Here is a 13,636-nt window from a genome sequence, read left to right as displayed (position 1 = left end):
ATGGCCCGAGGACCACTATGATGCAGTTTTTGCCCTTCATATACCAATTCGACACCTCCAGCGCGGTTTCGGCCGGGGGAGAGGCGTTGGGCAACGCGGCCAGGAGGGCCGCGGATGCCTCCGACGCCTTCGCCCGGATGCTGGACGGCGTGGTCGAGAAGGAAGGCGTCCGTCCCGAGCTCTTCGACAAGGGCGACGGCGAGGACCGGTCCTTCGGCATGTGGGACCGGGCGCGTTCCGGCATCAAGGGGCTTTCCTCGGAAGCCGCCTCCGGGCGCCTTGCGGCCGTGTCCTCCAGGATGGAGAGCCGGGCCGCGGGGGGCAACGGCGGTACCAAGTCCCGGGCCATGGACGTGCTGCGCTCGGTCAAGGCGGGCAAGGGCACCGGGACCACGAGCCTCAACGCCATCAGCGACCTGAAAATGAGCCGCGAGGACTTCGTGGCCGTGAAGGACGCCCTCAAGAAGGCGGGGCTCACGAACGACGAGATCGAAGCCCTGAACGAGAAGATCGGCAGCGAAGCCGGACTGAGTTGGGGGGCCTTCGTGTCCGCCCTGACCGGCAAGCTCGAATCCCTGTCCTCCAGCGGGGCCGTGTCCCTTTCCGAAACCGAGATCCGCGATCTGCAGTCCCTGTTCCAGAAGATGGGCTTCACGCCCCAGGAAGGCGGGAAGCTCATCGGCCAGCTTGAGAACGGCAAATCCAGCAGCGTCTGGGAGGCTGTGAGCAGGAAGCTCCAGAGCCTGCCCGCCGACGCGGCCATCGACGTGAACGCCTCGGAACTCCAGGCCCTGGCCTCGGCCACCCGGCTTTCGGACGAGGGTTCGGCGCGGTTGGCCGCGCTTTTGGGCGGCCAGGACAAGGTCTCCCTGACCTCCGGGCAGATGGCCGCGGTGATGACCACCCTGAAGACCGAGGTGGCCACGGACCTGGAGCACGCCGTGGCCTCGGGCCGGGAACTGCTGGACGTGGTGGACGAGGCCCTGGGCAAGGCCGTGGACCGCAAGTTCGTCGCCGACCTGGCCAGCGACCGGCCGGACAACGACGTGCGCAACCAGAAGATTTTAGCCCAGGAGAACCGCCGCCAGCGCGCCCAGGAGCGGGCCGAGTCCTCGGGCAAGGCCGCTGACGGCCAGGGGCATGCCGCCCGCGTGCTGGAGGCCGACCCCAACAACGGTTCCGCCCAGACCACGGCCGTGCGCGCTGCCCTGGCCGGCGATGCCGCCAAGGCCAAGGGCGACGCCAAGGCTGCCAAGGCCGACGCCAAGGCCTCGGCCAAGGATTCCGGGACGTCGCCTGAGGACGCCAAGGCCGCCAAGGCCGAGGAGCAGGCCAAGCTGCTGCGCCAGGGCCACGCGGAAGGCGAGTCCGGCAAGGACGGCGGGAGCGCCAAGGACAAGTCCGGGTCCGAATCCGATTCTTCCAAGAGCGAGACCGCCAAGGCCTGGGACGCGCTGCTCGGCAAGGTCCGGGTGGACAATACCAGCCAGGTGCGCGCCGATGCGGCGGCCCAGCAGACCGCCCCGGCCGAGTCCTCGACGGACAGCCTGGACGAGACCGTGGCCCGCCTGGGCAAGAACGTGTCCTCCCGCCTGATGAACCAGGTGGAGTCCGGCATCCTCAGGACCATGGGCCAGGGCCGCAAGCAGCTGACCCTGAACTTGGAGCCCGCGGACCTTGGCAAGCTCAACGTGGTGCTGCAGGTCAAGGACAAGGAAGTCAGCGCGGTGCTCAAGGCCGAGACCCAGGACGCCGGGCGCGTGCTTTCGGAGCAGCTGTCCCAGCTCAAGGCCCACCTGGAGCAGCAGGGCCTCAAGGTCGCCAAGCTCGAGGTCCAGACCCAGCTCCAGGGCCAGACCCAGGGCGACGCCTCCTGGCAGGGCGCCGAGCAGCACAACATGACCCAGGAACAGAGAAATTTTATGGAACGCCGAAGCATCATGCGGTTCCTGCGCCAGGAAAGCGTGGCCGCCATGAGTCCCGAGGCGCAGAGCGAGATCGCATCCGCCGGCATGGCCCACGACGGGCTGTACGTGGTTGCGTGAGGCGAGGTGAGCCATGCAGGTATATGACGCCCAGTTCCTCGGTCAGGCCGAGCAGGACTTCAATATCAAGAACTATGCGAGTTCCGACCTGGACAAGATGGATTTCCTGACCCTGCTGGTGGCCCAGCTCCAGCACCAGGATCCCATGAATCCCATGGACGACAAGGACTTCACCTCCGAGCTCGCGCAGTTCTCGCAGCTGGAGCAGTTGACCGCCATCAACAGCGGCGTCAGCAACCTGTCCGAGGAGACCATGCAGCAGCGCATGGTCACGGCGGCCAGCTACATCGGCAAGTCCGTGCGCGCCGTGGGCGACAACCTGAGCATCCACGCCGACGGCACCGTGAGCAGCATGTACTACCTGCTCGGGGAAAACGCCGCCAACGTGTACATGAACATTTTCGACCAGAACGGCAACATCGTGCGCACCGTCCAGCTCGGGGCCCAGGCCGCGGGCGAGCACGAGTTCGAGTGGGACGGCCAGGACTGGCGGGGCGACGATTTGGCCGAGGGCACCTACTACGTGGCCATGGCCGCGGAGGACGAGCAGGGCTCGGCCATCCTCATCCAGACCGAGGTCAGCGGCAAGGTCGAGGGCGTGCAGTACGCCGGCGGACACCATTACCTGCGCCTGGAGGACGGCCGCGTGGTCGCCTTCGACTACGTCAAGGAAGTGGTGGACGGAAACGCCGCCGACGACGAATCCGAGAGTGAAGAGTCCTCTTCCGAGAGCGAAGGGACCACTGGCGAATAGTCTTGTGCACAACGGGGCGTTGCAGCGCCCGATCCTCCGGCCAGGGAAGAGCCGGGGGGCCATAGTGAGGAATAAGGAGGTTCGGTTATGGGTTTGTCAGCATCCATGTGGACCGGCGTGTCCGGTCTGGGAGCCCACGGCGAGAAGATGAGTGTCATCGGCAACAACATCGCCAACGTGAACACCGTCGGCTTCAAGGGCGCCCGCATGTATTTCGAGGATTTCATCTCCCAGGACATCAACACGGCCGCGGGCACCGCCCAGGTCGGCCGGGGCGTGGGCATCGGGGCCATCTACGGCGACTTCAGCCAGGGCGCCTTCGAGACCACCAACGAGGCCACGGACCTGGCCATCGGCGGCCGGGGCTTCTTCAAGGTCTCGGTGAAGGGCGAGGACCAGGACTACTACACCAGGGCCGGCAACTTCCGCTTCGACAAGGACGGCTACCTGGTCGATCCCCATGGCTACGTGCTCCAGGGCTGGGCCATCGACCACTCCAGCTCCACGGCGGTGGCCTCGGGCAGCGGCTCCGGCGCGGCCACCTCGCGCTCGGCCATCAGGGGCTCGGGCCTGCCCACGGACATCGTCATCGACGGCTTCACGTGCCAGCCCCAGGGCACCACCAACGTGACCATGGTCACCAACCTGGACGCCAGCGACGGCAACGACAACACCACCGACGCCACCGATCCGTTCTTCGCCATGTTCAAGAACTGGGACGGCCAGGCCGAGACCCCCCTGGCGGACACCCAGTACGCCTACCAGAGCACCATCAAGGTCTACGACGAGGGCGGTTCGTCCCACAACCTGACCGTGTACTTCGACCAGGTCTCCAACGCGGGCGGCCTGTCCTACTGGGAATACATGGTCACCGTGGATCCCACGGACGACGGGCGCATCATCGACGGCCAGACCGTGGCCAACTCCGGCATCGCCGGGGTGATGATGATCGGCACCATGACCTTCGACTCCGCGGGGCAGATCAAGAGCCAGAGCGCCTTCACCCTGCAGTCCAACGCCACGGGCGACCTGAGCGACCTGAACAACTGGACGCCGGCCCTGTTCAACACCAGCGGCCAGCCCGTGTTCACGGCGAACTTCACCGGCCAGGCGGCAGCCAGCGCCACCAACGAGTCCAACGCCCTGAACATCGGCGTGAACTTCGGCCTGACCAACAGCTCGCCCAGCGCGGGCTGGGGCACGGGCACCGTGGCCAACGCGGCGGCCATCGGCACCAACACGGCCCTGTTGCCGGAGTTCGCGGACCTCGAGGTCAACGCCAACGCCACCACGAGCTTCTCGGGCTCCAGCTCCACCCAGTACCAGGCCCAGGACGGCTACACCTTCGGGTTCCTGCAGTCCGTGTCCGTGGACCGCGACGGCATCCTCTCGGGCCGCTACTCCAACGGCGTGCAGATCGAGCTGTTCCAGATCACCCTCTACGACTTCGTGAACAAGTGGGATTTGCGCCGCGAGGGCTCCAACCTCTATTCCCAGACCAGGGAGAGCGGCGAGGCCGCGCCCGGCCCGGCCAACTCCAGCGGTCTGGGCAGCATCTCCTCCAACTCCCTGGAGCAGTCCAACGTGGACATGGCCACGGAATTCGTGAAGATGATCACCACGGAGCGCGGCTTCCAGGCCAACTCCAAGGTCATCACCACCACGGACAACATGCTGCAGACCGTGGTCCAGATGAAGCGCTAGGGCCGCCAATAAACGCACACACAACCGAACTCCTTCACCATAACCAGCGTCCGCGCCTTGCGCGGGCCGAAAACAAGACGCCCCCGGCACCATCGCCGGGGGCGTCATTGATTGTGCGGGAAGGGGAGGGGCTACAGGGTCCGCTCCACGAAGCTGTCGGCCTTGTCCGTCATGCTGCGGATGGAGGAGGCCAGCCTGAGTATTTCGTCCGAGGGCACCTTGCGGATCACCCGCTTGCCGTCCTCGGAGCGCACCTCGGCTTGCACCTGCCTGGTTTCGTCGTCCACGCTGAAGGAAATGTCCACGCCCACGGACTGCATCATCTTTTCCACCGCGCCGGTGATGGCCAGCAGGCCCTGGGCCTCGTCAGTCCGTCCCCGGCCTTCGGCGATGTCTTGCCGGGCCTGGGGGCCTGGGTTGTCCGCCTGATAGGCGGCGTGGGTCCTGTCCCGAGTCGGGCCGCCTTTGCCGACGGTCTGTACAGGCGGCTGAACGCCTTGAAGTTCCATGGTTTCTCCCTCCCGCATGTTGCATCACATGTCGATGAATATCTCCCTGGATATAGTATCGGACACTTTGTCCGCAGCTTTAGACGCAAAATTGGCCGCAGTGCGCGTCGTGCACGGGCATACTCCGCATTGATGTATCGGAAAATCGTTTGCTGGCAGGCTGTTGCGTTGGGTGAGGCGGGTGTTTGCATGCCGTGGGCAAGGGGAAAAAAAATCCCCGTACAGGGCTGGAAACGGGGTTTCTAGACTTTTTTTAAAAAGTAAGGGTTTGTTTTTGTTAAGTAAAGTTTATTTGGCATCGTGATTGCTTAAGATTAGGCAAGTCAAAACAAGGAGGTTTTGCGATGTCTTTGGTCATAAACCACAACCTGATGGCTATGAACGCAGCCAGAAACCTGACGGAAAGCTATGGAAGGCTTTCCACGTCGACGAGGCGTCTGTCCTCGGGGTTGCGAGTCGGCACCGCCGCCGACGACGCCGCCGGTCTGGCCATCCGCGAGCTCATGCGCTCGGACGTGAAGACCCTCAACCAGGGCGTGCGCAACGCCAACGACGCCATTTCCATGGTGCAGACAGCCGACGGTGCCTTGCAGGTCATCGACGAAAAGCTGATCCGCATGAAGGAACTGGCCGAGCAGGCGGCCACGGGCACCTACAACTCCGACCAGCGCCTGATCATCGACTCCGAGTATCAGGCCATGGCTTCGGAAATCACCCGTATCGCCAACGCCACGGACTTCAACCAGGTCCATCTGCTGGACGGCACCCTCTCGGGCGTCATCCCCACGGATCATGACGGCACGGGGTTGCAGCCCACGGGTCCCATGAAGATCCACTTCGGCACGGGCAACGACTCGTCCGAGGACTACTATTTTATCTCCATCGGCGGGGCCACGGCCTCCCACTTCGGCCTCGGCCTGGGCGCGGACGGCAACGCCGTCAACTTCCGCGGCGGAATGACCATTTCCACCCAGTCCCTGGCTCAGGCCGCCCTGGCCGCCCTGGACCAGGCCATCATCTCCAAGGACAAGATCCGCGCCAACCTGGGCGCGCTTCAGAACCGCCTGGAGAACACCATCACCAACCTGCAGATCCAGGCCGAAAACCTGCAGGCCGCGGAATCCCGCATCTCCGATGTGGACGTGGCCCAGGAAATGACCGAGTTCGTACGCAACCAGATCCTGACGCAGTCGGCCACGGCCATGCTGGCGCAGGCCAACTCCCTGCCCAGGCTGGCGATGCAGCTCATCGGCGGCGGTTGATCCCGCGCGGCGGAGCGCGCCGCACTACGTCCGCGACCGTCAAGGCCAAAGACGCATCCCGGGAGGGCCGGACCCTCGGTCCTCCCGGTTCATGCGCCGGTCCGGTCGGCGGCGCTTCTCAGATGTTTGAGGGCCCTGGCCGCAGCGTTCTGCTCGGCCTTTTTCATGCTCTGTCCCCGGGCCGTGTGGCTCGTGCCGTCGGGCAGGGCCACGTCCACCTCGAAGACCTTCTCGTGCTCCGGTCCGCTCGCGCCCGCGAGGGTGTACACCGGGCGCTCCTTGAACAGGTCCTGGGTCAGCTCCTGCAGGCGGCTCTTGCAGTCCTTGGCACGCTTGGTGTCGCAGACCTCTGGCAGGCGCTCGGCGAACACCCCGGCCACCACCGTGCGCGCGGCCTCGAACCCCCCATCCAGGAACACCGCCCCGAACACGGCCTCCAAGGCGTCGGACAGGAGGGAGTCGCGCTCCCGGCCGCCCTGCTGTTCCTCGCCCCGCCCCAGATACAGGAGCTCCTCCAGGCCCAGGTCCCGAGCCACCAGGGCCAGGGCCGGCTCGCTCACCAAGCCCGAGCGCATGCGTGTCAGCTGTCCCTCCGGAGCCTCGGGAAAACGGTTGAAAAGTATCTCGGACATGCAGAGCTCCAGCACCGCATCTCCGAGATACTCCAGCCGCTCGTTGTCCGAGCCCCAGTCGGGATGCTCGTTGGCGTAGGAGCTGTGGGTCAAGGCCGTGTGAAGGAGCTTGACTTGGGAAAAGCGATGGGAAATAACTTCCTGCAAGCTCTCAAAATCCTGCTTCATCGATACACCTCCGGGGAACGAGACAGCCATGCCCGATCCTTCTCTCAGAGCGTTGTTCGAACCACAGACCGTGGCCGTGGTCGGAGCCTCCGGGGCTCCGGGCAAGCTGGGCCACGGCGTGGTGTCCAACCTGCTGGAGGCGGGATACCAGGGGCGGATTTTGCCGGTCAACCCAAAAGGCGGCGAAATCCTTGGTCTGCCTGTGTTTGCGGCCATCGGGGACCTTCCGGGCCCCCTGGACCTGGCCGTGATCTGCATCCCTCCGGCCCTGGTGGCCGGGGCCCTGGAGGAGCTGGGCGCGCTGCCCACCCGGGCGGTAGTTATCATAACCGCGGGGTTCAAGGAAATAGGCCGTGAGGGCTACGTCCTGGAGGAGCGCCTCAAGGAGATTGCCAAACGCCACGGCATGGCGCTGCTGGGCCCCAACTGCCTGGGCCTGAACAACACGGCCCTGGGGCTGAACGCCACCTTCGCCGCCGGCACCCCGCCCTCGGGCAACATCGCCTTCTTTTCCCAGTCCGGGGCCCTGTGCGGGGCCATCCTGGACTGGGCCCAGGGCGAGAACATCGGCTTCTCCAAGTTCGTCAGCCTGGGCAACAAGGCCGTGCTCGACGAGTCGGACATGCTCGAATACATGTGCGAGGACCCGGACACCAAGGTCATCCTGGGCTACGTGGAGAGCGTGGAGGACGGCCAGCGCTTCGTGCGCACGGCCAGGGACGTGACGCCCGTGAAACCCGTGATCATGATCAAGTCCGGCACCACGGCGGCCGGGGCCAAGGCCGCCTCCAGCCACACCGGGGCCATGGCCGGAAGCGAGCAGGCCTACGGCGCGGCCTTCAAGCAGGCCGGGATCATCCGCGTGGGCGACGTGGCCGGGCTGTTCAACCTGGCTCAGGCCTTCTCCACCCAGCCCCTGCCCCAGGGCCCCAACCTGGCCATCGTCACCAACTCCGGCGGCCCGGGCATCATGGCCGCGGACGCGGCCGAGAACTCCTCCCTGCTCATGGCCTCGCTGTCCGCCGGGACCGTGGACGCCCTGATGCACGCCCTGCCGCCTTTCGCCTCCCTGTACAACCCCGTGGACATCATCGGCGACGCCGACGCCGAGCGCTACCGCGTGGCGCTCGCGGCGGTGTTGGCCGACGAGAACGTGCACGCCGTGCTGGTGCTGCTCACCCCCACGGCCATGGCCCAGGTGGAGGCCACGGCCCAGGCCGTGGTGGAAGTCACCCGGGGCTCGTCCAAGCCCGTGTTCGCCTGCTTCATGGGCCAGAAGCGCGTGGGCCCCGGCCGCGCCATCCTGCAGGCGGCGGGCATCCCCTGCTACGCCTTCCCCGACCCGGCCGTGAAGAGCGTGGAGGCCATGTACAAGTATCAGCTCTGGCGGAACCGCGCCGCGCCCGTGGAGGTCTGCTACCGTCGCGACATGGGCCGGGCCCAGCGGGTGGTGGACGCGGCCCGGGGCGCGGGGTGCGTGGAGATCGTGGAATTCCAGGCCCAGGACCTGCTCAAGGCCTACGAGCTGCCCTTGCCCGCCACGGAGCTGGCGCGCACCAGCGACGCCGCCGTGGCCGCGGCCGGGCGCATCGGCTATCCCGTGGTCCTGAAGATCGCCTCTCCCCAGATATCCCACAAGTCCGACGTGGGCGGGGTGCGCGTGAATCTGAAGACCGAGGCCGAGGTGCGCAGCGCGTTCCTGGACATCACCGGCCGCGCCCAGCGCCTGCGCAAGGACGCCTCCATCACCGGCTGCCTGGTGCAGGCCATGGCCCGGAGGGGCGCCAAGGAGGTCATCGTGGGCTTCAAGCGCGACCCGCAGTTCGGGCCTCTGATCATGTTCGGCCTGGGCGGGGTCTACGTGGAGGTCCTCAAGGACATCGCCTTCCGCCTGGCTCCCCTGACCATGGACGACGCCTCGGAAATGATCCGCGAGATCAAATCCTATCCGCTGCTGCGGGGCGTCCGCGGGGAGCCGCCCGTGGACTTCGGGGCCATCGAGGACGTGCTCCTGACCATGTCCCAGCTGGCCGAGGATTTCCCGGACATCCTGGAGGCGGAGTTCAACCCCGTGCTGGTGGACGGGCGCGGCGCGCTGGTGGCGGACGTGCGCGTGACGTTGTGCAGCGGCGCATGAGGCCAGTCGAGAGGGGCGGCCGCGCCGGCGGCGTTCCCTTTCAATATGAAAAAGTGTACATGATACCCAGCGAAATGAGCGAGGAGGAACGCAGATGGCTGGAATCTACATAGGGTCGACCTCGGGTTTCTCGGGCAAGAACATGGTCGTCATGGGGCTCGGGCTGAAGCTGCAGAAGGACGGCCTGAACGTGGGCTACATGAAGCCCGTGGGCGCCATGCCCTCGGAGATCGACGGAACGGCCTGGGACGAGGACGCCTATTTCGTGCAGGAAATCCTGGGGCTCAAGAACAAGGCCGACGACGTGACCCCGGTGCTGGTGACCCAGGACTTCAAGGTGAAAGCCTTTTCCGGGCAGTGCGGGAACCTCATGGGCGACATCAAGGCCGCCTACGAGACCGTGAGCGCGGGCACCGACGCCACCATCGTGGCCGGGTCGGGCAGCATGTACTCGGGCAAGTATTGCAGCGTGGACGGCATCTCCGTGGCCAAGGCCCTGGGCCTGAAGGTCATGGTCATCGACCGCTTCCAGGAGGAGCTCAAGTACGACTACCTGATGGTCATGAAGGAGGTGCTCGGCGACGACCTCATGGGCGTGGTGCTCAACGACATCCCCCCGTCCTTCATGGACGAGGTGGAGACCATGCTCCGGCCCTGCCTGGAGCGCATGGGCGTGCGCGTCCTAGGCGTGATCCCCAAGGACCCGCTCATGGGCGCCATCAAGGTCTCGGACCTGGCCGAGCGCCTGGGCGGCAAGGTCATCTCGGCCCACGCCAAGGCCGACAAGGTCGTGGAGAATTTCCTCATAGGCACCATGCAGGTGGAGAACTTCATGACCCACTTCCGCAAGAACCGGAACTCCGCCGTCATCGTGGGCGGGGACCGCTCCGACGTGCAGCTGGTGGCCCTGGAGGGCAGCTGCCCCTGCCTGGTGCTCACGGGCAACCTCTACCCCAACGACATCATCCTGACCCGTTCCGAGGTCCTGGAGGTGCCCATCGTCATCGTGCGCGAGGACACCTATTCCGTGGCCAAGAAGATGGAGACCATCCTCTCGCGCCACAAGCTCAGGGACGTGATCAAGATCCGCCAGGGCGCGCAGCTGGTTTCCGCCAACATCGACTACGAATTCATCAAAAAGGAGCTCGGCCTGTAGCCGGGCGCGTTCCTCCCTCCCGCCAATGAAAAGGCCCCTCGACGAGGGGCCTTTTTGCTGGCTTTGGTCGGGCGCCTAGCGTTTCATGCCGTAGAGGATCTGCAGGATTTGGTCCGTGGTGGTGATGACCTTGGAGTTGGCCTGGAAGCCGCGCTCCGTGACGATCATCTCGGCGAACTGGTCGGCCAGGTCCACGTTGGACTGCTCCAGGCTGTTCTCGCTGATCACGCCGAAGTTCTCCTCGTCGGGAACGCCCTCGATGGCCTGGCCCGAGGCCAGGGTCTCGGAATACAGGTTGCCGCCTTCGCGCCGCAGCCCGAACTCCGAGGTGAAGTTGTAGAGGGTGATCTGGTACAGGTCCCGGTGCACGCCGTTGGAGAAGTTGCCGATGAGCATGCCCGAGGCGTCCACGGAGAGGTTCATCAGATAGCCCGTGGGCGAACCGTCCTGGCTTTGGAAGATGATGGCGGAGCTGCCTTCGAAGTTGGTGGCGGACAGGGCCGAGCGGGAGGCGTCCTGCAACAGGGCCAGCCCCGAGGCCGAGGTGCCCACGGCCCCCGCGTTGGACGCGTACCCCGCGGCCAGGGTCCCGCCGGAGATGCCGAAGTTCAGGCCCATGGTCTGGGCCAGGCCCGTGCCTCCGCTGGAGGCCGCGAATATCGCGGTGATCTCCGGATAGCCTCCCGCGCCTGGGGCCGCCGGAGCCCAGTTGCTCAGGGCCTTCACGTCCCCGGTGCCGGAGTAGGAGTATGTGCTGATGTTCTGCAGGGTCCCGGCGGAGTCGAAGACCAGGGTTCCGGACATCAGCAGGCCCGCCGCCGAGGTCCCGGCGGTGAGCGGGTTGCCGTCGTCGGCCGGGTCCATGGCCACCACGAATTCGTAGTAGGAATTCCCGTCCGCGTTGCTCAGGGAGACCCCGTCGAAATAGAAGGTCAGGTTGTGGGCGGCGCCGTCCGCGTCGTACACGGCTAGGGTGCTGGAGAACCCGTAGGCCCCTTCTCCAAGAGGCGGGGCGGCTGCGCCGTTCCAGGTGGAGAGCATGGAGAAGAACGGATCCGTATGGCTGGCGCTGTTGTCGCCCAGGTCTCCGATGTTCGGCAGGAAGGTGATCATCTCCGTGGCTTCGGCCGGAATCGAGAGCTGTCCGTTTGCGTCAAGCTCCAGATGGATGTCCTCGGTGCCCCCGGCCACGCCGTTGGTGACGGCCTGGCCCTGGAGCCGGTAGCCGTGGGGATCCACCAGGAAGCCGTTGCGGTCGAATCGGAAGTTGCCCGCCCGGGTATAGCGCACCGTGTCCGCCTCGGCCGGGTCCACCACCCGGAAGAAGCCCTTGCCGGAGATGGCGAGGTCCGTTGTTGCGCTGCCCGCTATGACCGCGCCGTCGCGGAAGTCCGTGAGCACTGCGCCGATTCCGGTGCCCAACCCGAGCTGGGAGATTCCCGTGCCCGAGGAGTTGCCCGCCGTCAGCGACTGGCTCATCAACGTTTCGAAGTACGAGTTCGCGGTCTTGTATCCCACGGTGTTGACGTTGGCGATGTTGTTGCCAAGCGTCTGCATCCGCGTCCCGTGGGATATCAGGCCCGTTGACCCGACATACAGGGATTGAAAGCCCATGACGATCTCCTTCAACCAACACAATACACACACAACCGGGGGAAAAAATTTCCCCTTGTTGTTGTATAAGGCAAAGGCCGTGCCAGAGGGGCGAAGGGGCGCTGCGCGCGGCCTGGGAGAGGGCGGGGGCATGGATGTTTTTGGGGTTTTGTGGATGCGAGGGAATGGGATGGGGAGGGGGAGGGGGAGGGGCTTGTCGTGGGGCGGAATTATGGGGTTTGGCCGATGGCGTGGAGTAGGCGGGGCTTTTTTGTCGTGGTGCAAAACCAATGGTTCCCTCCCGCCCACCCACCGCGTTCCCTCGCGGGTAGGGCGTTGGTTTGTCGGGAATGAAGGGGGAGGCGGCGCGGCCGCGCCTCGGGCGGGTACGGGGGGCTTCGCTTCACTGATTACCATCACAGCCGCTGCGCCCCCCGCACCCGCCCGGGGCGCTGGGAAGTGGCGGTGGTGCTGTCCCTCAGTGTATATTCCCCTCGTGTCGCGGCACAGGTGATGCCGCCCCGTCGCACGAGCCCGGCTCCGCTTCGCTGATTTCCATCACAGCCGCTGCGCCGGGCAGCGCGCCGGGGCTTGGGGAGCAGATGGGACAGCATCGTAAATAGCACTACACCATGGGGCCGAGTATGATTTCAGCCCGCGTCCCCATCGTCAGGTAGGATACTTCTTCTTTTCTCCGTCGCGTTCTCGGATCGGGAGGCTTTCTATCGGTGCCCCGGCGCGTGGCGCGGGAGAGGCTCGCGACCGCCTGGATTTGTCCCGCCCCTGCGGCGAAGCCGCGCGGCGGGGGAAATCCTTCGAAGGGAGCGCGCCTCTCCCGCGTTACGCGCCCGCAGCGCTACAAACCTTCCCCCAAAACCACCCCCTCATACCTGTTGCGGAACGCGGCGGGAGGGCGGGAGGGCACGAATGGTTTTGCGTTACAGCAGACTGGCGTTCGCCCAATCAAATCATCGGGGCGACGCGGAGGCGTATCGCGTAGCCCCGCCAAAGCCCCCGCCCCGCCGACACGCGCGGCATGCCGGGAGGGCAAACCTCGGCACAGCCTCCGCCCTCCCTTGGTCCGCCAATGCCTTCGCCCAACAAAGGGGGCAGGAGAGTCCAGAGCATGTGTGTCTCTCATCAAGCCCGAATGTCGTTGGTCTTCATGTTTTGATCACGCACTATCGCATTGCAATGGATAAGGATTTTTCGCATGACAGCCGTGAGTGCGACTTTGGTGGGTTTGCCCTTGTCCGTGAGGCGTCGATACAATGAGCGGTACTGCGGGTTATAGGTGCTCGCGCAGACCGCCGCCATCCATAGGGCCCGCCGCACCCGCTCCCTTCCGCCCCAGATGCAACGCGCTCCCCGACGATTCCCGCTGTCGCGATTGTAGGGCGCTAGCCCGGCCAACGCGGCGATCTGCTTGCCCCCCACCTGGCCGAGTTCGGGCATCAACCCCTGAAGCATGGTGGCGGTGAGCGGGCCTATCCCTTTGATTTGGCACAGTAACGCGTTGTTGCGGGCGATCGGTTCACACGCCTCTACCAGCCGCGTTATGTGTTTGTTCAACTGGTCCAATTGCCCGGATATGATCTGCACGAGCGCACGCGCATGGGGAGCGGCGATGGGCTCCAGCGTCGCGAGGCGGCAGCGCTGCGCCGCCATCAGCCGCA

General features: G+C 65.5%; 10 protein-coding genes. 6 read left to right on the top strand and 4 right to left on the bottom strand.

The window, feature by feature from the left end; translation table 11 throughout:
- Positions 1-17 precede the first annotated feature (17 nt).
- The 3 genes from ACYYG1_RS02955 to ACYYG1_RS02945 all read left to right on the top strand — a co-directional run bounded on the left by ACYYG1_RS02955 (position 18) and on the right by ACYYG1_RS02945 (position 4,503).
- A complete protein-coding gene (locus tag ACYYG1_RS02955; protein ID WP_461208785.1) occupies positions 18-2,045 on the top strand; it encodes a flagellar hook-length control protein FliK in 2,028 nt (675 codons plus the stop codon).
- A 13-nt stretch (positions 2,046-2,058) separates the two neighbouring features.
- On the top strand, positions 2,059-2,799 hold the full coding sequence (locus ACYYG1_RS02950) for a flagellar hook assembly protein FlgD (RefSeq protein ID WP_461208784.1): 741 nt from the start codon (positions 2,059-2,061) through the stop codon (positions 2,797-2,799).
- A gap of 87 nt (positions 2,800-2,886) precedes the next feature.
- The gene (locus ACYYG1_RS02945) at positions 2,887-4,503 is read left to right on the top strand and encodes a flagellar hook protein FlgE (RefSeq protein WP_461208783.1); all 1,617 of its coding nucleotides are present in this window, start codon (positions 2,887-2,889) and stop codon (positions 4,501-4,503) included.
- A 131-nt stretch (positions 4,504-4,634) separates the two neighbouring features.
- Here the strand turns inward: ACYYG1_RS02945 and ACYYG1_RS02940 are convergent, their stop codons facing one another.
- Positions 4,635-5,012, bottom strand: a complete 378-nt coding sequence (locus ACYYG1_RS02940) for a flagellar protein FlaG (RefSeq protein WP_461208782.1) — start codon at positions 5,010-5,012, stop codon at positions 4,635-4,637.
- Between the two features lie 344 nt (positions 5,013-5,356).
- Between ACYYG1_RS02940 and ACYYG1_RS02935 the strand changes: the two genes are divergently transcribed.
- Entirely contained in the window at positions 5,357-6,274 is a 918-nt protein-coding gene (locus ACYYG1_RS02935) for a flagellin N-terminal helical domain-containing protein (RefSeq protein WP_461208781.1), read from the top strand.
- An 89-nt stretch (positions 6,275-6,363) separates the two neighbouring features.
- Here ACYYG1_RS02935 and rnc read toward each other — a convergent pair whose 3' ends face one another.
- Positions 6,364-7,074 (bottom strand): ribonuclease III, encoded by a 711-nt coding sequence (gene rnc, locus ACYYG1_RS02930; protein ID WP_461208780.1) that lies wholly within the window; start codon positions 7,072-7,074, stop codon positions 6,364-6,366.
- Between the two features lie 28 nt (positions 7,075-7,102).
- Between rnc and acs the strand changes: the two genes are divergently transcribed.
- Positions 7,103-9,211 (top strand): acetate--CoA ligase alpha subunit, encoded by a 2,109-nt coding sequence (gene acs, locus ACYYG1_RS02925; RefSeq protein ID WP_461208779.1) that lies wholly within the window; start codon positions 7,103-7,105, stop codon positions 9,209-9,211.
- A 94-nt stretch (positions 9,212-9,305) separates the two neighbouring features.
- The gene (locus ACYYG1_RS02920) at positions 9,306-10,367 is read left to right on the top strand and encodes a phosphotransacetylase family protein (protein WP_461208778.1); all 1,062 of its coding nucleotides are present in this window, start codon (positions 9,306-9,308) and stop codon (positions 10,365-10,367) included.
- A 75-nt stretch (positions 10,368-10,442) separates the two neighbouring features.
- On the opposite strand, the gene ACYYG1_RS02915 is transcribed toward ACYYG1_RS02920, so the two are convergent.
- Both ACYYG1_RS02915 and ACYYG1_RS02910 read right to left on the bottom strand, forming a co-directional pair.
- Entirely contained in the window at positions 10,443-11,981 is a 1,539-nt protein-coding gene (locus ACYYG1_RS02915) for a flagellar hook protein FlgE (RefSeq protein ID WP_461208777.1), read from the bottom strand.
- 1,119 nt (positions 11,982-13,100) lie between these two features.
- Positions 13,101-13,636, bottom strand: a 536-nt coding sequence (locus tag ACYYG1_RS02910) for a transposase (protein ID WP_461208776.1), incomplete at its 5' end; no start/stop codon positions are given.

The sequence above is a fragment of the Desulfocurvus sp. DL1XJH-121 genome, from assembly GCF_054819825.1.
This window is presented reverse-complemented; position numbering and strand designations above follow the sequence as displayed.